Here is a 19876-nt window from a genome sequence, read left to right as displayed (position 1 = left end):
TGGCTTCAGTCATGGGATGCCGGTTTAACAGCTTAAAGAGCAAGTTTGGCATCGTACGACTGCGGGCAGCCGGTGGAATCCCCAAAATGCCAGCGTTTAATCAGTATGCCTAAATGCAAGTATTGCAATATTGTCGACAATCTGATTTTCTGTAAATCTGCATAGGAGTCGTGCGATGAATGACGCTGAATTTGATCCGATCATTGATACGACGCGCCGGGCGGAGATTGTCACTCTGCTTAAGCGGGCGATTCTGACGGGCAGACTGGAACCTGGCCAGAAACTCAACGAGCTCCGCATTTCGGAACAGATGCGCGTCAGTCGTGCACCGCTGCGCGAAGCAATGCGCGAACTGGTTCAAGAGGGCATTCTCACCAGTATTCCTTATGCCGGAACCTTCGTTATCGAAGTGACTGCCAAGGATATCGAGGAAGCGTACTCGCTCAACCAGGTACTCGATGAGTTTGCAATTGAGAGAACTTGGCCGAACAGGACCGAGCAGTTCTACGCCGAACTGGACCGGCGGCACCATGCGGTCAAACAGGCAACGCTGGAGATCGATACAACGAGGCAGATCGAAACCGCGCTGCAGTTGCATGGTTTGATCCACGAGTGGGCTGATCATGCTCTGTTGCTCGATGCGTGGCAGCGTCTGACCAGCCGTCTGCAGATGTATTTCGCCTTGCATCAGCGCGCCCGCAACGAACCTGTACCGTCCGTCGATGTTCACGAGGAATATGTGCATCTGCTCAAGGGCACCGACATGAAGGCCGCGCAACGCCATGCGCGAGAGCATATTGCGCTCGACTTCGAAGAACTCGTGGCCTTTGCGCGAAGCCTCGAACAACGGAGTATCGGCCGCAAGGCATCAACTGGTCGAAACCGTACGAAATACAAAAATCCGGATCAGGATAACTGACAACACCTCTTACTGCCGCTGCTTTCCCATCTTCCAGCCATAGGATTCCGTACGCCGTGCACATCAAAACCATAAAAGCATATCGCGTGATGCAGCCGTTTGTTGATGGCCGCTACAACATGTCCAAGGGGCGCAGCGCAGAAGGGTTCGATTCTCTCCTTGTGTCGATCACCTCAAACACCGGCCTGACCGGATGGGGTGAAATGGCTCCTCTCGGAAGCTTCTATTCAGCAGCTTTTGCCGCGGGCGCAAGGGCAGGGATTGTCGAAATCGCACCGCATCTTCTGGGAGAGGATCCGCGTGCCTTGACCCGGATCAACAGGCTGATGGACACGATTTTCAGAGGCCATCCCTATATCAAATCTGCACTCGATATGGCGTGCTCCGATCTTACCGCCCGTGCTGCCGAAGTGCCGCTTGTGACGATGCTGGGAGGCCAGGAAAACGATATGGCTGATCTGTACAAGGTCGTCACGCATGGCTCGGTCGAGGAGATGATCGCCAATGCCAGGCGAATTATCACGGAGGGCTTTCATCGTCTGCAGGTGAAGGTGGGCGGCAAGGTTCACGACGATATTGAGCGGGTTGCAGCAGTCGCTGGCTCTGTTCCCAAAGGCACAGTGATTTTTTGCGATGCCAATGCCGGATGGACCACCTATCAGGCACGGCAGTTCGTCGATGCAACGCGGGAAATTGACTACACGTTGGAACAGCCTTGTGTGTCCATCGATGACTGTCTTTCCGTCCGGCGTTCGCTCAATAAACCTATGGTTCTTGATGAGTCCGTTACATCCCTCGAGGAGATGCTGGATATCCACCGAAAGGGAGCTGCGGACGGGCTGACCTTGAAGATCTCCCGCCTTGGCGGTGTAACCAAGACGCGCCAGATCCGCGATATTGCGGTTGACCTCGGCTTCATGATCACGGTCGAAGACACAGGCGGAGCGGAAGTCGACACCGCCGCCATGGCGCACCTCTCACTTTCGACACCCGAGGAACGGCGATTGCATGCCATTGCCTTCCACCAATGGGTGACTGTCCGCACAGCCACCAATGCACCGCCTGTCATTGGCAGCCGGATGGGCATCCCCGACGGTCCGGGCCTTGGCATTGACGTCGATCTCGCACTGCTTGGCACTCCATTTTTCGAGACGAGCCATTAGTATGAAAATACGCCGTATTACTGCCACACCAATCAACCTGACGCTTGAAGCTCCGTATATCTGGGTGTTTGGCGAACTGGACGGTTTTTCTCCGACCATTGTGGAAATTGAGACGGATGACGGCTTGACCGGCCTCGGCGAAGCGCCAAGTGCAGCGGTAGCCGCAATCATCAATGATGTGCTGGCATCGAGACTCATCGGACGCGATGCCTTCGATGTTGCCGGTGCTGAAAATGTCTGCCTACCGTTCTGGACCGGGGTGCAGAGCATCAATGACCGCAACCGGATCATGGCGTTCGGTGCGATTGAAATGGCGCTCTGGGATTTGCGCGGCAAGGCCTGGAATCAGCCGCTCTATCAGTTGCTCGGCGGCGCAGTACGCAAGGAAATACCGTTCACAGACTATTTTTCACTGCGCGGAGACGGTCCGCGAAAATCAGGTGAAAAATCCCCTGAAGAAGTCGCCGACTATTGCGTTGAACTGAATGAAACCTACGGCACGACGTTTTTCGAAGGCAAGTTTTCGACGGAGAACCCGAAGGTGTCACTGCGGATACTCGAGCTGATCCGCAGGAAGCTCGGTGAAGATGTGATGCTGCGCATCGACTCCAATCAGGCCTATTCGCTTACGACGGCACGGCAGTTGGTGCGACCGCTGGAGGAATTGAATGTACGCAACTGGGAGGACCCAGTTGCAACAATCGAAGAAATGCGCGAACTGCGGCGCCACTGCCTGATACCGTTCTCCACGCATAATATCGATATTGCCCGGGCCATGGAATTGAAGGTTCCCGATGCAATCGTTGGCAATCCAACAGTGCACGGTGGAATTGGCCGGTTCATCCGTTTCCTGGGCGCCTGTGAACACGCGGGTATCGATTTCTGGTGTTATAGCGGGGACTCCGGCGTCGGAAGTGCCGCCTATCTGCATTTATGTGCGGCATTCGGCTGGATCAGGGAGCCGAACCAGTCACTGTTTCGCATGCAGACAACTGATGTGATCGAAGGTGGGCCATTTTCACCCCGGAGGAACGTTGTTTCGGTTCCGGAGGGCCCCGGCCTCGGCGTTACACTGGATCGGGACCGCTTGGCGGCCTGTCATCGTGATTATGTCGAAAATGGCTCCAAGAACAAATACCACGATCCGGCAAAGCCGGGGACGTATCGCCGTTTGCCGTTGAACTGAATGATTATCGCGCTGACGTAAACGCGCCAAGGAAGTTGATCGCATGACCGATATGAGAACGCTGACATTTGATGAAATCGAATCCTTGGCGACAAAAGCCCTCGTCGCTTCCAATGTTGCAAGCGAAAATGCAAAGTCTGTTGCCCAATCCATCGCCGTGGCAGAGCGGGACGGGCAGGCTATTGTTGGGCTTTCCTATCTGCCAACCTACTGTGACCACGCGGCATGCGGCAAGGTCGATGGTCATGCCGTGCCACGTCTTGAAAGGCAGGCGCCAGCTGTTGTCCACATAGATGCAGGCACCGGTTTTGCTCACCCTGCAATCGCCCTGGGATTGCAGCCCCTTGCCGAAGCTGTGCGGGAATGCGGCATCGCTGCGTTGTCAGTTGGTAATTCTTACGCCTGCGGTTCGCTTGGTTATTTCGTTGAGGAACTCGCCACCCGGGGTTTCGTCGCCCTGATGGTCGCCAATGCGTCACCATCCATAGCGCCATTTGGTGGAAAAACACCATTCTTCGGCACAAACCCCTTGGCCTTTGGCGTTCCGCGGCAGGGTCGCGCACCGCTTGTCATCGACCAATCCTCCAGTGTGGTTGCCAAGGTAGCGGTGATTGACGCTTATAATCGCGGTGTTGCTCTGCCCGATGGCTGGGCGATCGACGCGAATGGTATGCCAACGAATGATGCGGTGGCGGCGATGGAGGGAAGCCTCTTGCCCATTGGGGGTTACAAGGGTTTCGGACTAGCGCTGATGGTTGATATTCTTGCGGCCGGACTGACACGTTCGCACTGGTCATTTGAGGCATCATCGTTTGGTGATTGTGAAGGCGGCCCGCCGCGTACAGGTCAGATGATTATCGCCCTTGATCCAGCGCTGTTCGGGGGTGATCATTTCTCGACGCGGCTGGAGGAAATGTTTGGCGCTGCCCAGGAAACTCCAGGGGTGCGCCTTCCCGGCGATCGCCGTATTGAAGCGCGAAAAAAGCATACGGCTGGTATCGAGATACCTGCTGCTGTCGTGTCAACAGTGGAGCGATATGCGCGCCAGGGCTCGCCGATGAGTCCGAAATGATCGCACTCTGTCTGATCGGTTCTGCTGCCGCGCGGCAACTGTGCCGCACAACGATTATCCAGATGGTAAAGGCTGTGAAATCTTGAACGTATTGATATCTTTCAGCGGCGGCGCACCGTAGAGCCTCGTGTATTCCCTGCTGAATTGAGACGGGCTTTGGTAGCCAACATTATAGCCCGCCGTTCCAACATCGACGTGCTCCACCAGGATAAGACGGCGTGCTTCGTGCAGGCGCAACTGCTTCTGATATTGCATCGGCGTCATCGCAGTAACAGCCTTGAAGTGATGATGCAGCGATGAAACGCTCATGCCGACACGTCCAGCCAGTTCTTCAATGCGCAAGGGCCGCGCGAAATTATCCCGCAGCCATGCCGTTGCCTGAGCGATCCTGTTGCCTGGGGTCTCGCTCATTGCGATCTGGACAAGTTGCGGCCCGAATGGTCCGGTCAGAAGACGGTAAAGTATCTCCTGCTCGAACAGGGGTGCTACGGCCGGAATATCCTCCGGACGTTCCAGCAACCGTAACAACCGCAGCACCGCATCCAGAAGGTCCGGCGACGCCTTGTTGACCGATACAGCCCGCATGTCGCCGGGAGTAACCGACGGCTGGTTTAAACCGAGGCGGGCAAGCACGGCTTTCAACTGGTCCGGATCTATCCGCAGGCCGATGCCAAGATTGGGTTCTTCAATACTCGCGTCTGTCACCTGAGATACCACCGGAAGATCAATCGAAACCACGAGAAAGTCGCCGACGCCATAGCGATAGACATCCGATCCGAGCTTGAGGCTCTTCGCTCCTTGCGCGACAAGAGCAAAGCATGGCCATTGTGCCGTATGCAGGCAATGGGTCGGGGATGACCGCCGGCTGAAAAACAGACCGTCTATTGCCGTCGAACGCTCTTCGTCCGTTTTGGCGAAACGGGCAATGATGGATGCCATCTCCTGATATGGATTGAGAGATAGGGTCATGTAAATCCCGCAAAATTAAGCAATTAAGCTATGTAAACTATATCCGATCCTGCGACACTGACCAATGGCCAGAAAGCGAATTTGCAGGATCGTCTATAAAAATTGCAGGATGTGGATAACGCCGCAAGTCCGCTTCAGTTCATAACTCCGCCAGTTGTAACGCGGAGCATTCAATGACAAATCCCTCATCAGTAATTTCCAGAAAAGTTGTCCTGATCACGGGTGCCAGCAGTGGCATCGGCGAGGCCACAGCCCGCTATCTAGCGGCAAACGGCCACCGGGTTGTTCTCGGCGCGCGGCGTGCAGACCGGATCGCAGCGGTTGCGCAAGAAATACAGACGGCGGGTGGCGATGCACTGCACCGGGAACTCGATGTGACTGATCTTGCCAGCGTCATGGCGTTTGCCGCGTTCGCGCAGAAACATTATGGCCGGATCGATGTGCTGATAAACAATGCCGGTGTCATGCCACTGTCTCTGGTACAGGAGTTGAAGGTCGATGAGTGGAACACCATGATCGATGTCAATTTGCGCGGGGTACTGCATGGCATTGCCGCCGTCCTGCCTATCATGCGCGAGCAAGGTAGGGGGCATATCGTCAATGTGGCATCAACATCAGCACACCGGGTCGATCCGACCGCCGCAGTCTATTGTGCCACCAAGTTTGCAGTACGTGCGTTATCGGAAGGTCTGCGGCAAGAGAGCAAGGACCTGCGTGTGACCGTTATCAGCCCCGGCCTTACACGCAGCGAACTGTTCGACGGGATCAGTAATCCGCAACTCAAGGCCGGCGTACACGCCATGCTTGATCAGTCGTCCATCCCTGCTTCCGCCATTGCCGAGGCGATTGGTTATGCCATCAGTCAGCCCGATAATGTCGATGTCAATGAGATGATCGTCAGACCGACGGCGCAGGGATAATGACATCCCCGTCTTTCAGGAGACCTGCAATGACTGAAGCAATAGAACTTACAACCTTCAAACTCCTCGATAATCACAGCGCCAAGGATTTTGTCGCTGCCAATACCAGTATCAATGAATGGTTGAACCGCCAGCCCGGCTTCCGATCGCGGCGCATCGCCGAGCTGGCGGATGGGGCGATCTTCGACATGCTGATCTGGGATACGGCTGCCAATGGCAGCGACGCAGCAGGACGGATCATCAGTGAGACGCGGGATTCGCCCGTGCATGCGATGATCGATCTTCGAACTGTGGTCTGGCAGATTGCCGAGGTGCGGCAACACGTGACGGCAAGGCAAGCTAAAGCTACACATCCTTTACGCGTCGCCTGGACCTAGGAAGCGCGAAGTCATGAAACCTAGCGGGGAGCCGGGTAACCGTCGATTGGAGCCGCTGTTTCATAACCGCTTGCCAGAAGTGACATGCGGCTGCGTATAATTGCAGCTGCACGGGAGCCCTCCCATATTCGGCCTGATTGGAAAAGGCTATATCCATGGATGCAACAAAAACCGACACTCCTCCATCACCAGCCGAGCTTGAGGAAATCATCTCACGCGGACCAATCATTGTGTTTGATGCACTTTGTGTAATGTGCTGCACCAATGCCCAATTTGTTATGCGCCATGATCATCAGCGTCGTTTTCGGCTGGCATCGATGCAAGGGCCTGTTGGTATGGCGCTCTACCGGCGTAATGGCATTGATCCTGCAGATCCGGAAACAATGATTGTTGTTGAACGGCAGAGCCTACTGCGGAATTCAGACGCGATTCTGGGTATCTATGCCAGACTGGGGTGGCCATGGCGGTTTGCGGGCGTTTTAAAAGTCGTACCGCGTTTTATCCGCGATCCCCTGTATCGTCTCATAGCGCGTCACCGTCATGTTCTCTTTGGAAGGCATGAGACATGCTGGCTGCCAGAAGCGGACGATCGGGACCGCTTGCTTTAAGCCACATGCAGATTGTCGATTTCGCCGAATTAAAACAGGGCGCTTTTCATTCTTCTGTGGTTGATAGTATGTTCGCTCTCTGTTCTTGGCGATTCCCCATGGGATTCGCGCGCTCGGAGAGTCCATGGCTGCCTATCTCGAAAAGTTGAATGATGCACAGCGCAGTGCCGTTGAATACGGGGTAGGGGGTGCGGGCATTGCCGGGCCGTTGCTCATTATTGCAGGCGCGGGATCGGGAAAGACGAATACCCTTGCCCATCGCGTGGCTCATTTGATTGTCAATGGCACGGATCCGCGACGTATTCTTCTGATGACGTTTTCCCGGCGGGCGGCGGCTGAAATGGCGCGTCGCGTTGAACGCATCTGTCATCAGGTTCTGGGTACAAATGGCGCTGCGTACAGTAATGCGCTGGAATGGTCGGGGACATTTCACGGCATAGGCGCGCGCCTTTTGCGCGAATATTGCGACCAGATATCTCTCGACAGAAATTTCACGATCCATGACCGGGAAGACTCGGCGGATCTCATGAATCTTGTGCGCCATGAACTCGGATTCTCCAAGACGGAGAGCCGGTTTCCTACAAAAGGCACATGCCTTGCCATTTATTCGCGAACGATAAATTCCGAGAAACCCCTCGAAGAGGTCCTGAAAGAAAACTTCCCATGGTGCGCCACATGGGACACACAGTTGCGCCAATTGTTCGCGGGGTATGTCGAAGCGAAGCAATTGCAGAACGTTCTCGATTATGATGATCTGTTGCTCTATTGGTGCCAGACTGTCACCGATCCTCTGCTGGCGGAAGACATCGGTTCGCGGTTCGATCACGTGATGGTCGACGAGTATCAGGATACCAACCGTTTGCAGTCCTCCATTCTTTTGGCGTTGAAGCCGATGGGCAGGGGACTGACGGTCGTCGGCGACGATGCGCAATCCATCTATTCCTTCAGGTCGGCAACCATCCGCAACATTCTAGACTTTCCCGCATCTTTTACACCGGCGGCAGATATTATCACACTTGATCGCAACTATCGCTCAACGCAACCAATTCTGACGGCTGCAAATGCCGTTATTGATCTGGCATCACAGCGTTTCACCAAGAACCTCTGGACGGAGCGAAAATCCGCCGATCGACCGCAATTGGTTACCGTCCGCGATGAGAGCGAACAGGCGCGCTACGTCGTTGAACAGGTATTGGACAGGCGGGAGAATGGCGCATTGCTGAAACAGCAGGCCGTGCTTTTCCGAACATCCAGTCATAGTGGTGCACTCGAAGTGGAGTTGACGCGCCGGAACATTCCCTTTGTCAAATTTGGTGGGTTGAAGTTTCTCGACAGCAGCCACATCAAGGATCTTCTGGCGACACTGCGTTTTGTCCAAAATCCGAGAGACCGCGTGGCAGGCTTTCGATTGATGCAGCTTCTGCCGGGTGTGGGTCCCGCATCTGCCCAAAGTGTTCTCGACAAGATGGCGGCGTGTTCTGATCCCATAAAATCTCTGTCTGAGATTCCGGCGCCTGCGCGGGCCGGTGAGGACTGGCCAGCTTTTGTGCAGATGCTTCAGGGTATCCATGGCCGAAAAGAGGGGTGGCCAGCCGAACTGGAACAAATTCGCATTTGGTACGAACCCCATCTGGACCGGATTCACGACGATGCTTCGATGCGCCAGGCTGATCTTCTGCAGCTTCAACAAATCGCGGCCGGTTACCCATCCCGGGAACGCTTTCTGACCGAGCTCACGCTCGATCCCCCAGATGCCACGAGCGATCAATCCGGTGTTCCTCTGCTCGATGAGGATTATCTGATTTTGTCCACGATCCATTCAGCCAAAGGGCAGGAATGGAAGTCTGTCTACGTGCTGAATGTCGTTGATGGTTGCATGCCGTCCGATCTCGGGGCTGGATCAACACCCGAGCTCGAGGAGGAGAGAAGGTTACTCTATGTTGCCATGACCCGAGCCAAGGATGACTTGCATCTCGTTGTCCCGCAACGCTTCTTTACGCATGGGCAGAACTCGCAAGGAGACCGGCATATCTACGCCTCCCGCACGCGGTTCATTCCGGCAACACTTCTTCAGTATTTTGAATGCACGACGTGGCCCAAGGTACGGCAGGAAACGTCCAAACAAGCTGAAGCGCGGAATGTGCGCGTTGATATTGCTGCCCGGATGAGAGGTATGTGGGGTTAGCTGTCGTCAATTGAGATATTGGCACTGGGCTTTGATGTCTTCAGCATAGTTCGATTGTGCGACCCTGCCGGGAAACGGGCGCACATTCGCGCCCGTCATTTGCGTCCGTCAAAATCAATCCATCTGGACGTTGGCGTCTTTGACGACGGGGGTCCACTTGGCAATCTCCGCCTTTACATGCGACGCCAATTCATCGGGGGTAGATCCGACGATGGTTGCGCTGAACTCTTTCATGCGTTCGATCACGGCAGGATCCTTCATCGCCTTGTTGGCCGACTCGTTCAGCTTGGCAATCACTTCCGGCGGGGTTCCCGCCGGTGCGAACAACGCATTCCAGGTATAGGTCTCGTAGCCGGGAATTGTCTCTCCGATCGTGGGCACATCGGGGAAAGATGCTGCTCTTTCCTTGGTGGTTACACCCAGTGCACGCAGCGTGCCGCCCTTCATATGCGACGACGATGAAGGGAGATTGTCGAACATAATCGGCACCTGGTTGCCGATGACGTCGTTCAGTGCCGGACCCGCGCCCTTGTAAGGGATATGCTGCATTGATACGCCAGCCATCTTCTTGAACAACTCGCCCGACAAATGCAACGGCGTGCCATTGCCGGATGACGCATAACTGTACTTGTCCGGATTGGCTTTCAGCAGATCGACCAATTCCTGCACGGATTTTGCAGGCAACTCGGGATTGACCACGAGAACATTGGGCACAATGACCAGCAACGAAATCGGAGCAAAGTCCTTTTCGGCATCATATGGTTTGGTTTTCAGGATCAGCGGGTTCAATGCGTGCGTTGCAACAGTACCCATGAGGATCGTGTAGCCATCCGGATCGGCGCGCGCAACATTGCCGGCGCCGAGACTGCCACCTCCACCGCCAATATTTTGAACAATCACCTGCTGGCCGAGCAGGTCTGACATCTTGTTTGCGATCACGCGTGCAACAACGTCCGTTGATCCGCCCGCAGCAAAAGGCACAACCATCGTCACAACGCGATCCGGGAAGGTCTGTGCCTGCGCCAGTCCACCGAAAGTAACTGCCGATAATATTGAAATGCCGAGGGCGAGGCTAGCACGCCGGGTGATCGCAGATAGTGACATTCGTTTTCCTCCTGATGTCGATATTATGTTCCCGCCGCATTAAAGCACGCGATGGCGACAGACGGAAGCTGGAGGCATTTCATCACGTCATTCGAAGATCGGCATTCCTTGCGGCTTTGTCCTGCCAGCGTACAATCGCTTCTGCCCAAGGCCTCTTGGTCAAATTGGAACTTTCTTTGCTGCCCGGGGTTCAAGAAGGCTGGCGAAACCCCGTTGGCAGGGCTCGGTCGACAAGAAGTGTGCAGCTTCCGATTGGCCGGGCCCACTCAAAAAGGGCAGGGCAATGATTGACGATTTTGACGAGGATGACGAAGATGCCTGGCCAACGCACAACTCATATGGCTGGTATCTGGCTATATTTGTCTGCGGCGTAATTGTCGCTGCTTTGCTTACCTACTTCTTGTCGGGAATATCACTCTCTTAATTTGAGATCAGATCGCGCATTATCCACAGGCAGATTCGTCCGATGAATAAACATCGGCCTTGCCACCTTCCTAGCGGATTGTCTCGCCATCCGAGAAACAGAACTGGCTCGGAACAAACAAAACTTGCTCTAGCTCTTTCGTACCGCATCGATGTTGGGGAAACGAGTTTCAGTCCGCCGGTCAAGATAGGCGGCGGGTTATAAACTTCTAGCGCGATTCTTTGCCAATCGGCTGTGTGCAGCTGGTAAAAACCCGCGCGTGGATATCAGCAGGATTGTCGCAATAGATCAGCGGGCTAACCTTGCCTGATGTCGTGCAACCGGCGATCAGGATCAGGGTACACAACATAAATGGAAGACGCCTCGACATTATAACGACCCTTCCTTGTTTACTTTATCAAACTTAACTTCTGAAGTTCAGAGATAAGATGGATGAGCCGCGCTATCCACAGCAATACAGCCATTGAATCGAAAGCACATAAAAAGTGATTGTTCGATCATATCTTGTTAACCAAAGTCTCCCGATGCCAGCAATATCAGCTTGTTCTGTTAAGGTGCTGTCAACCTATCGGTGCGAGTTATAGATCTGGTGCAATATTCCATGATGGGTTCTGGGGTTGCGCTGACATTCTTGTCTGTTATCGATGCGTAATAAGTGTGGGGACGGCGTCCAGCCGGTGGTTTGCATTGTCAAAAGCCAAAGCTTTTCGAATTGCGGGAGTTGTTGCCATGGGCGCCTTGATGGCCGCCTGCGCATCGCCCAAGGTAAAAGTAGGAAAGCGTACGCACGGCAAGGAATATTTCGCCGAGTCCGAGTATGGCGTCAAAGCCAGTCCGCGTGTAGTGACGGATTTTCGCAACATGCCGCGCGGTGGCGGTCGCGATCAGCTTGGTCGCCCCTATCAGGTCCGTGGCAAGTGGTATTATCCCAAGGAAGAACCCGGCTATAAAAGGCAGGGGCTAGCATCATGGTACGGTTCGGCTTTTCATGGCCGTCTGACGGCCAACGGTGAAGTCTATGACATGAACCATCTGTCAGCAGCTCATCCAACCATGCCACTGCCGAGCTATGCGCGCGTCACAAATCTTGCCAATGGCACTTCGGTGATTGTGCGTGTCAATGATCGCGGGCCGTATCACAGCAATCGCGTTATAGATCTTTCCCAAAAAGCGGCAACGATGTTGGATTATCAGCATACGGGCACTGCCGATGTGAAAGTCGAATATGTTGGCCGGGCACCGCTTGAAGGACGTGATGATGCGTTCCTTCTGGCATCCTACCGTGGTCCCGGTATGCGTAATCCTTTGGGGCAGCCGGATTCAGGCACTATGATCGCCATGAATGGCTCGACCCCCACCCAGCGCAATGCCGTTGCGATTCCGGGAATGCAACCGTCACGCGTGCAAGGCGTTCAGGTGGCAAGTCTGAGCACACAGCCAGTCTCGTTTGATGATCAGGCGACCAATCTCGGCGCGCCCGCACAGCCGCAGATGAGCGCGATGTCCGGCGGTGAAATGCCTTTCGGCTATGATATTCAGCCGGTTCTGCCGCTGATCGGCCCCTATATTGATGACAAGCCTGCAGTTCTGCTTGGATCGCTCAAGGGCAACACCAAGCCTGCGTCCCCCTTTGTCAGCTCCTATGCGAATGAGCGTGTCGCGAGTGCCAATGAGACTGCCGTCGCCATGAACAGCCTTATCTCACCGAAGGCCATCTCGGATGCCTGGAAAAATGAGAACACGCTGCGTGAAGCTGCTGCGCCAGCGGGTGAATATGTCGACGTGGGTCTTTTTGCCGACAAGGCACAAGCCGGCCGCGTCGTGAATGCGCTTTCGTCTCTGGGTAAGGTTGCGCTCTCCGAGGTCAACAGTCCGGATGGTCCCCGCATTGCGCTGGTTGCGCGCGCCAATGCCGGGAAGAATACCGATGCCTTGCTGCAGGCCGCCTGGAACGCCGGGGCAGGTGATGCGTTTGTTGTACGCGATGACGGCAACTGATTTCCGGCATCATAGGTTATTTCTGAAACAGCCATTCCGTATGCTTGCCGCAAGCCTGGTCTTGACATTGGCAGCCTACGGACCTGCCCATGCACAGGATGCGCTGTTCGACACCAAAGCCAAGCAGGCGTTGATGCTGGAGGATCAGACTGGCACGATCCTGTATGCGAAAGCGCCAGACACACTGATCGAACCCGCGGCACTGGCCAAGTTGATGACCATGGAACTGGTCTTTCATCAGCTCAAGACCGGCAACATAAAAATCGATACGCAGTATACGGTCAGCGAGAACGCCTGGCGGACGGGCGGGGCACCTTCCGGTGGTTCCACCATGTTTGCCAAACTCAAATCGTCAATCAGTGTCGGCGATCTCATTCAAGGCGTCATCGTGCAGTCCGCCAATGATGGTTGCATCATTCTGGCCGAGGGCATTGCTGGTTCGGAGCAAAAATTCGCCGAGATGATGAATGAACGGGCAAAGGAAATTGGCCTGAAGGATTCGACCTTTCGCAATTCAACCGGACTGCCTGATCCCCAGCAGAAGGTATCGCTGACAGACCTTGTCACCTTGGCTCGATACATCAAGCACGAGTATCCCGAATATTACCGCACCTATGCGCAGGAGAGCTTTACCTGGAACAATATTTTCCAACGCAACCGCAATCCGCTGTTACGGCTCGACATTGGCGCGGATGGTATGGGCACCGGCTATACTGAACAGTCCGGCTATGGTCTCGTTGGTTCGGCCGAGCACAACGGCCGCCGCTATATCGTCGCGCTCAGTGGCCTTGCGTCAGACAGGGAACGGGCGGAAGAAGCCAAGAAGATATTTGAGTGGGCCTACAGCGCATTTGAGGAAATCAGCATCTTTGCCGAAGGTGAAACCGTTGGCGAAGCCAGTGTGTTTGGCGGCGTCAAATCCAGTGTTGCACTGAAAGCCCATGAAAAGATCAGTCTCCTGGTACCGACCGCCAACAAGGATCGACTGAAAGCCCATGTGGAATATAAGGGGCCATTGATCGCGCCGTTGAAGGCTGACGAGCAGGTCGGCATGCTGCGCATCTGGATCGGGGACGCTCTGGCGCAGGAGACACCCGTCTATACTGGAGAAGCTGTCGAGACCGGCGATCTGCAAAAGCGGACAATGGACGCGGTGCTTGAGTTGACAACAGGCTGGACCCGACACCTGAAGCTTTAACGCTTTTCACGGCTCGACCTTTTCCGTCTCGCCCGTTAGAACCACCTAAAGATCAAGAGCGACTCTTTATCGAAAGACGGCTGACGGCGTGCAACAGGGACTGTTCATTACCTTTGAAGGCGGCGAGGGCGCCGGTAAATCAACCCAGATCACCCGTCTGGCAGAGCATATGCGCGCGGCCGGCGACGATGTGCTGGTGACACGCGAGCCGGGTGGCTCATCCGGTGCGGAGGCGGTGCGCCATGTTATTCTGAGCGGCGCTGCCGAGCCGTTCGGTCCCGCTATGGAAGCCATTCTGTTTGCCGCCGCTCGCAATGATCATGTCGAACAGGTCATCCGCCAGGCGCTCAACACGGGCAGCATGGTTCTCTGTGACCGTTACATCGATTCCAGCCGGGTTTATCAGGGGGTTACAGGCGATCTTGATACCGGGCTGATGCGCGCGATCGAGCGCGCGGCAATCAACGGATTGATGCCTGACCTGACCATCATTCTTGACCTGCCCGCTGAAACCGGTCTGCAACGCGCCAATGCACGCCGCGGGGCAGGGACTGCCGACCGCTTCGAGAAGGAGACGATCGACATGCACCGCAAGCGGCGGGACGCCTATCTGGCTATCGCCAAGGCCGAGCCCGCCCGCTGCAAGGTCGTTGCAGCCGACAGACCCGTAGATGAGATCGCTGCCGATATTGCCGAGCTTGCCGACCGGTTGAAAGCAAGCAGGGCCATCAAGGCAAAATCCAAGGCAGGAACGGCACCATGAGCGACGCTGTTCTCGACGTTCCCGCAACTCATGATTCCATTGACGGCATCCCGGCGCCATCAGCCAATCCCGATCTGTTCGGCCATGCCGCCGTGCGTTTGTTCCTGGCGCAGGCCTACCAGTCCGGCCATATGCACCACGCGCTGCTGCTGGAAGGCCCGCAGGGCGTAGGCAAGACCACGCTGGCGTTTCACCTCGCCGGGCACATGCTCAAGCATCCCGTCCAGAATGATGCCCCGCTGGAGCTCGCAAAGCCTGATTTTGCCGTAGTACCCTACCGGCAGATTGCTATGGGCACGCATCTGGCCATCCTGCACATAAGCCGGCCGCTTGATGCCAAGACAGGAAAATTCAAGACCGGAATCACTGTTGACGAGATTCGCCGTGTGACGCATTTTCTCAATCGCACCGCGCATGACGGCGCTTGGCGCATCGTTATTGTAGACCCAGCAGATGACATGAATCGCAATGCAGCCAATGCGTTACTGAAGACTCTTGAAGAACCACCACAACGAACATTGTTCATTCTGATCTCGCATTCATCAGGTCGTTTACTGCCCACGATCCGTTCCCGCTGCCAGTCCATCCGGTTTGAAGGACTGGATCGCGATAACCTCCTTTCGGCGCTCGCAACGATCGGTCTCGGCGCGGATCAACTTTCGGACACTGAAGCGCTTGTGGCCCATGCGGATGGTAGCGTACGCAAGGCGGCGTTGCTCATGGTTTTTGGCGGACTTGAAATATCACAGACCATCGACGCCATTCTGACCAAACCGGTGTTTGACGTGCCGAAAGCGCAGGCGCTTGGAACAGCCCTGTCAGGCCGGGATTCCGAGATTCAGTTTGATCTCTTCCTTGAGGACATATTCTCGCGGGTGGCGGCCAGGGCGCGGGAAGCTGCGGAGAAGGGTGCCATAGTTGAAGCCAATCACTGGTCGACGCTCTGGCAAGAGATGCAGAGCGAAGCTCGGGAGGCCGATGCCTTCAATCTTGATCGCAAGCAATCCGTTCTTATCTTTCTGGACAGGCTGCATCGCGCACTTCTTGCACGTTGATCGGCCGTTTCCTGCGCATATCCCGTGACCGTGGAATATTATTTCAATCAGATCATGAGTTTACGACCGGTATAGCAATCGGGCCGGACATGGGTTATGTCAGCCTACGCCTTCCCAAGATACAAAATCCGAAGCAAATCAGGTTACGTATGAGCCGCGAAACATTTTACATCACTACAGCCATTTCCTATCCGAACGGCAGCCCGCATATCGGTCATGCTTACGAGCTGATCGCAACCGATGCGATCGCCCGTTTCAACCGTCATGACGGCAAGGATGTTTTCTTCCTCAGCGGAACGGACGAACATGGCATCAAGATGCATCAGACAGCGCGCAAGGAAGGCATCACACCCCGCGAGCTCGCCGATAGAAATGCCAAGCTTTTCCGGGATATGGGGCACGCCCTGAATGCATCCTATGATGATTTTATCCGCACCACCGAGGAGCGACACTACAAGTCATCGCAGGCGATCTGGCAGAAAATGGTCGAAGCGGGGGATATCTACAAGGATTCTTATTCCGGCTGGTATTCCGTGCGCGACGAAGCCTACTATCAGGAAGATGAGACGGAAGTGCGTGCAGATGGTGTTCGCTACGGCCCTCAGGGTTCCCCGGTAGAATGGCTGGAAGAGGAAAGCTATTTCTTTCGTCTGTCCGCCTATCAGGATCGTCTTCTCAAGCTTTATGCGGACAATCCGGGTTTTATCGGGCCGGATGAGCGCCGCAACGAGGTTGTGTCCTTCGTCAAATCGGGACTAAAAGACCTCTCGGTATCCCGCACAACCTTCGACTGGGGCATTCCTGTTCCCGGCGATGAAAAGCACGTCATGTATGTCTGGGTCGACGCCCTGACCAACTACCTCACGGCTGTTGGCTATCCCGACGAGAAAGCCGATCGCTGGCGCTATTGGCCGGCCGACGTGCACATCATCGGCAAGGACATCATCCGCTTCCACGCCGTCTACTGGCCGGCTTTCCTGTTGTCTGCGGGGATAGAACTACCAAAGCGCGTGTTTGGCCACGGTTTTGTTTTCAACCGCGGTGAGAAAATGTCGAAATCGGTTGGCAACGTCATCGATCCGTTCTCACTGGTTGAACATTATGGTCTAGATCAGGTTCGCTATTTCCTGTTGCGTGAAGTGCCTTTTGGCCAGGACGGCAATTACAGCCACGAGGCCATTGTCAACCGCACCAATGCGGATCTTGCCAACGATCTTGGCAATCTGGCGCAGCGGTCGCTATCGATGATCAACAAGAACTGCGAAGCCAAAGTTCCGCAGCCCGGCGCATTGACGGATGTCGACAAGGCAATCCTCGATCAGGCGGTTGCAGCGCTGGAGACAGCCCGCAAGGCTGTGGGTACACAGGCCATGCATCTGGCGCTCGGAGCGATCTTTGCCGTGGTGGCCGAAGCCAACCGGTATTTTGCATCACAGGAGCCATGGGCGCTGAAAAAGACCGATCCGGCACGGATGGAAACCGTTCTTTACGTGACGGCCGAGGTTATCCGGCGTGTTGGTATTCTCTGCCAGCCGTTCATTCCGGGATCAGCAGCAAAGCTGCTTGATGTTCTGGCGGTGCCTGCTGACAAGCGGAATTTTTCCGACCTGCTCGGCGGCAGTGAACTCGTGCCCGGTGCGGATTTGCCCGCGCCGCAGCCGATTTTCCCGCGCTACGTCGAGACTGACAAAGAAGCCTGATCAGGAACCGGATTTTCCATGCTTGTCGACAGCCATTGCCATCTGGATTTTCCGGATTTTGCCGAAGAGCGCGATGCCATCGTTCAGCGGGCGCTGGACCTTGGCGTCGTGCGGCTTGTCACCATCTGCACGCGCGTGCGCAAGTTTGACGGCATTATCGGTATCGCCGAGCGGTATGAGAGCGTTTATGCATCAGTCGGCACCCATCCAAACAATGCGCATGAGGAACTCGACGTTACCGCCGATGATCTGATAAAACTGGCTGAGCATCCAAAGGTGGTTGCGATCGGCGAAGCCGGGCTCGACTATCACTATGATTATGCGCCACCGGAAGCGCAGCAGCAGGGCTTTCGTACCCATATTGCTGCCGCCCGTGTCACCGGTTTGCCGCTGGTCATTCATGCCCGCAGCGCCGATGAGGACATGATTTCGATCTTGCGCGAAGAATCAGGGAAGGGGGCCTTCCCTTTTATTCTCCACTGTTTTTCCTCGGGCGCTGAACTGGCTCGCATCGGTGTCGAGCTCGGCGGATACATCTCTTTTTCAGGCATTCTGACGTTCAAGAATTCACCTGAGATTCGAGAGATTGCCAAGAATGTCCCACGCGACCGGCTTCTGGTCGAGACGGATGCGCCTTATCTCGCGCCCATGCCGCATCGTGGAAAGCGTAACGAGCCGAGCTTTGTCACGCATACTGCCGCCGTTCTAGCGGATACCATTGGTGTCAGCGTCGAGGAAATCGGCACATTGACCACCGATAACGTGTTCCGCCTGTTCACCAAGATGCCAAGGCCTGCCCATGCCTGATCGCTTGCGCTTTACCATTCTCGGCTGCGGCTCGTCTCCGGGCGTGCCCCGCATCAATGGTGACTGGGGCAACTGCGATCCGGAGAATCCGAAAAACCGCCGACGCCGGGCTTCCATGCTGGTGGAGCGCATTGCCGAGCACGGCGGTGTCACCACTGTGATTATCGATACGGGACCGGATTTCCGCTCCCAGATGATCGATTTCGGTTCCGGTCGCCTTGACGCGGTGGTCTATACGCACGCACACGCCGATCATATTCACGGTCTTGATGATCTCAGAACCTTCGTCATTGACCGGCGCAGTCTGATGGACATCTATGCGGATCTGGCGACGCAGCGCAGGCTTGTCGAAGGTTTCGGATACTGTTTCAAGACACCGGATGGTTCAAGCTATCCGCCGATCCTGCGGCCGCATGAAATTATCCACCACCAGGCTTTTGAAATCGATGGCGCGGGCGGTTCCATCCGCTTGTTGCCGTTGCCGCAAGTGCATGGTGATATCCTGTCATTGGCCTTCCGCATTGGCGACGTGGCCTATTGTTCCGATGTCAGCGCGTTCCCGGATACGACAGCGACGCAACTGAATGATCTCGATATTCTTGTGATTGATGCTCTTCAGTACCGTCCGCATCCGAGCCATTTTTCTCTCGATGAATCAATGGAGTGGATCGGAAAGCTCAAGCCGCGTCGAGCCATTTTGACCCATATGCATGTGCCATTGGATTATGGAACTGTCCTGCGCGATACACCAGAGCATGTCGAACCGGCCTTCGACGGCTTGTCCTTTGAGGTGGAAGCATGAGCAAGAGTGTCGAACGCGTTCGTCAGGCTGCCCATGCGGCTGGGCTAGAAATTGAAATCCGTCAGATGGCCGATTCAACCCATACGGCGGAAGATGCGGCCGTTCAATGCGGTGTTACAGTCGCACAGATCGTCAAATCACTTATTTTTCAAGGGACTGATACACAGCAGCTCTACCTGTTTCTGGTTTCTGGACCGCGCCAACTTGATCTTGCCAAAGCTGCGCTGCTTACAGGAGAAACACTGCATCGAGCAGATCCAAAACACATCCGCAAGGAAACGGGGTTTGCCATCGGCGGCGTATCACCGTTGGGGCATCTGATCGACATCAAAGCCTATGCAGATGAAACGCTGATGCAGTTCGATGTCGTGTGGGCTGCAGCAGGCGGCACAAACTTTGTTTTCCCGGCAGTGCCACAAGCTTTGATGAAGGCGGCGAAAGCCGAAATAGCCGATATTACGGGCTGATTGGCACATTTCAGCGTATAGTCTAGTTCCATAATCTATCTTATGCGATCTTGGTATAGCTGCTGGTGGGTTCAAGGATGAAGTGCGACTTGCAATAGATAACAATGGTTTATCCAATGCAAGGAACCGCCCGTGGAACGCACCTACTCCCAGATTGAC

Annotated in this window: 19 protein-coding genes; 16 read left to right on the top strand and 3 right to left on the bottom strand. The window is 55.2% G+C overall.

Annotation, left to right across the window (positions count from 1 at the left end):
- Positions 1-175 precede the first annotated feature (175 nt).
- Genes FHW16_RS24190 through FHW16_RS24175 form a run of 4 tightly spaced genes read left to right on the top strand, consistent with a single transcriptional unit; the run spans position 176 to position 4340 of the window.
- Positions 176-919, top strand: a complete 744-nt coding sequence (locus tag FHW16_RS24190) for a GntR family transcriptional regulator (RefSeq protein ID WP_182551858.1) — start codon at positions 176-178, stop codon at positions 917-919.
- Between the two features lie 56 nt (positions 920-975).
- Positions 976-2082: an enolase C-terminal domain-like protein gene (locus tag FHW16_RS24185; RefSeq protein WP_182551857.1), complete on the top strand. Its 1107-nt coding sequence runs from the start codon at positions 976-978 to the stop codon at positions 2080-2082.
- Between the two features lies 1 nt (position 2083).
- Positions 2084-3268: a mandelate racemase/muconate lactonizing enzyme family protein gene (locus tag FHW16_RS24180; protein WP_182551856.1), complete on the top strand. Its 1185-nt coding sequence runs from the start codon at positions 2084-2086 to the stop codon at positions 3266-3268.
- 43 nt (positions 3269-3311) lie between these two features.
- A complete protein-coding gene (locus FHW16_RS24175) occupies positions 3312-4340 on the top strand; it encodes an Ldh family oxidoreductase (protein ID WP_182551855.1) in 1029 nt (342 codons plus the stop codon).
- A gap of 54 nt (positions 4341-4394) precedes the next feature.
- Here FHW16_RS24175 and FHW16_RS24170 read toward each other — a convergent pair whose 3' ends face one another.
- Positions 4395-5309, bottom strand: a complete 915-nt coding sequence (locus FHW16_RS24170; protein ID WP_182551854.1) for an AraC family transcriptional regulator — start codon at positions 5307-5309, stop codon at positions 4395-4397.
- 173 nt (positions 5310-5482) lie between these two features.
- Here FHW16_RS24170 and FHW16_RS24165 point away from each other — a divergent pair, with 173 nt between their 5' ends.
- The 4 genes from FHW16_RS24165 to FHW16_RS24150 all read left to right on the top strand — a co-directional run bounded on the left by FHW16_RS24165 (position 5483) and on the right by FHW16_RS24150 (position 9399).
- The gene (locus tag FHW16_RS24165; protein ID WP_182551853.1) at positions 5483-6229 is read left to right on the top strand and encodes an SDR family oxidoreductase; all 747 of its coding nucleotides are present in this window, start codon (positions 5483-5485) and stop codon (positions 6227-6229) included.
- Positions 6230-6258: 29 nt separating this feature from the next.
- The gene (locus FHW16_RS24160) at positions 6259-6606 is read left to right on the top strand and encodes a hypothetical protein (protein ID WP_182551852.1); all 348 of its coding nucleotides are present in this window, start codon (positions 6259-6261) and stop codon (positions 6604-6606) included.
- Between the two features lie 155 nt (positions 6607-6761).
- Positions 6762-7214: a thiol-disulfide oxidoreductase DCC family protein gene (locus FHW16_RS24155; protein WP_182551851.1), complete on the top strand. Its 453-nt coding sequence runs from the start codon at positions 6762-6764 to the stop codon at positions 7212-7214.
- 124 nt (positions 7215-7338) lie between these two features.
- On the top strand, positions 7339-9399 hold the full coding sequence (locus FHW16_RS24150; protein ID WP_182551850.1) for an ATP-dependent helicase: 2061 nt from the start codon (positions 7339-7341) through the stop codon (positions 9397-9399).
- Between the two features lie 114 nt (positions 9400-9513).
- On the opposite strand, the gene FHW16_RS24145 is transcribed toward FHW16_RS24150, so the two are convergent.
- Together FHW16_RS24145 and FHW16_RS24140 are read right to left on the bottom strand one after the other, a co-directional pair.
- Positions 9514-10503: a Bug family tripartite tricarboxylate transporter substrate binding protein gene (locus tag FHW16_RS24145; protein ID WP_182551849.1), complete on the bottom strand. Its 990-nt coding sequence runs from the start codon at positions 10501-10503 to the stop codon at positions 9514-9516.
- Positions 10504-11135: 632 nt separating this feature from the next.
- A complete protein-coding gene (locus tag FHW16_RS24140) occupies positions 11136-11297 on the bottom strand; it encodes a hypothetical protein (protein WP_182551848.1) in 162 nt (53 codons plus the stop codon).
- Between the two features lie 359 nt (positions 11298-11656).
- Here FHW16_RS24140 and FHW16_RS29115 point away from each other — a divergent pair, with 359 nt between their 5' ends.
- The 8 genes from FHW16_RS29115 (at position 11657) to FHW16_RS24100 (ending at position 19717) form a co-directional block, all read left to right on the top strand.
- Entirely contained in the window at positions 11657-12925 is a 1269-nt protein-coding gene (locus FHW16_RS29115) for a septal ring lytic transglycosylase RlpA family protein (RefSeq protein ID WP_182551847.1), read from the top strand.
- 40 nt (positions 12926-12965) lie between these two features.
- Positions 12966-14123, top strand: coding sequence for a D-alanyl-D-alanine carboxypeptidase family protein (locus tag FHW16_RS24130; protein ID WP_182551953.1), 1158 nt, complete (start codon positions 12966-12968; stop codon positions 14121-14123).
- A gap of 88 nt (positions 14124-14211) precedes the next feature.
- Positions 14212-14886 (top strand): dTMP kinase, encoded by a 675-nt coding sequence (gene tmk, locus FHW16_RS24125; protein ID WP_182551846.1) that lies wholly within the window; start codon positions 14212-14214, stop codon positions 14884-14886.
- The gene (locus FHW16_RS24120; protein WP_182551845.1) at positions 14883-15941 is read left to right on the top strand and encodes a DNA polymerase III subunit delta'; all 1059 of its coding nucleotides are present in this window, start codon (positions 14883-14885) and stop codon (positions 15939-15941) included. Before tmk ends, FHW16_RS24120 begins: the two co-directional genes overlap by 4 nt.
- Before the next feature lie 149 nt (positions 15942-16090).
- The gene (gene metG, locus FHW16_RS24115; RefSeq protein ID WP_182551844.1) at positions 16091-17641 is read left to right on the top strand and encodes a methionine--tRNA ligase; all 1551 of its coding nucleotides are present in this window, start codon (positions 16091-16093) and stop codon (positions 17639-17641) included.
- A gap of 18 nt (positions 17642-17659) precedes the next feature.
- Positions 17660-18448: a TatD family hydrolase gene (locus FHW16_RS24110; RefSeq protein ID WP_182551843.1), complete on the top strand. Its 789-nt coding sequence runs from the start codon at positions 17660-17662 to the stop codon at positions 18446-18448.
- Complete coding sequence (locus FHW16_RS24105; RefSeq protein ID WP_182551842.1) at positions 18441-19250, top strand: MBL fold metallo-hydrolase; 810 nt, start codon at positions 18441-18443, stop codon at positions 19248-19250. Before FHW16_RS24110 ends, FHW16_RS24105 begins: the two co-directional genes overlap by 8 nt.
- Positions 19247-19717 (top strand): YbaK/EbsC family protein, encoded by a 471-nt coding sequence (locus FHW16_RS24100; RefSeq protein ID WP_182551841.1) that lies wholly within the window; start codon positions 19247-19249, stop codon positions 19715-19717. The genes FHW16_RS24105 and FHW16_RS24100 overlap by 4 nt, the downstream gene beginning before the upstream one ends.
- The last annotated feature ends 159 nt before the right edge of the window (positions 19718-19876 follow it).

The sequence above is a fragment of the Phyllobacterium myrsinacearum genome (assembly GCF_014138285.1).
GTDB classification, from domain to species: domain Bacteria; phylum Pseudomonadota; class Alphaproteobacteria; order Rhizobiales; family Rhizobiaceae; genus Phyllobacterium; species Phyllobacterium myrsinacearum_A.
Note: the sequence above shows the minus strand (reverse complement) of the source record. Positions and strands in the feature narration are given on the sequence as shown.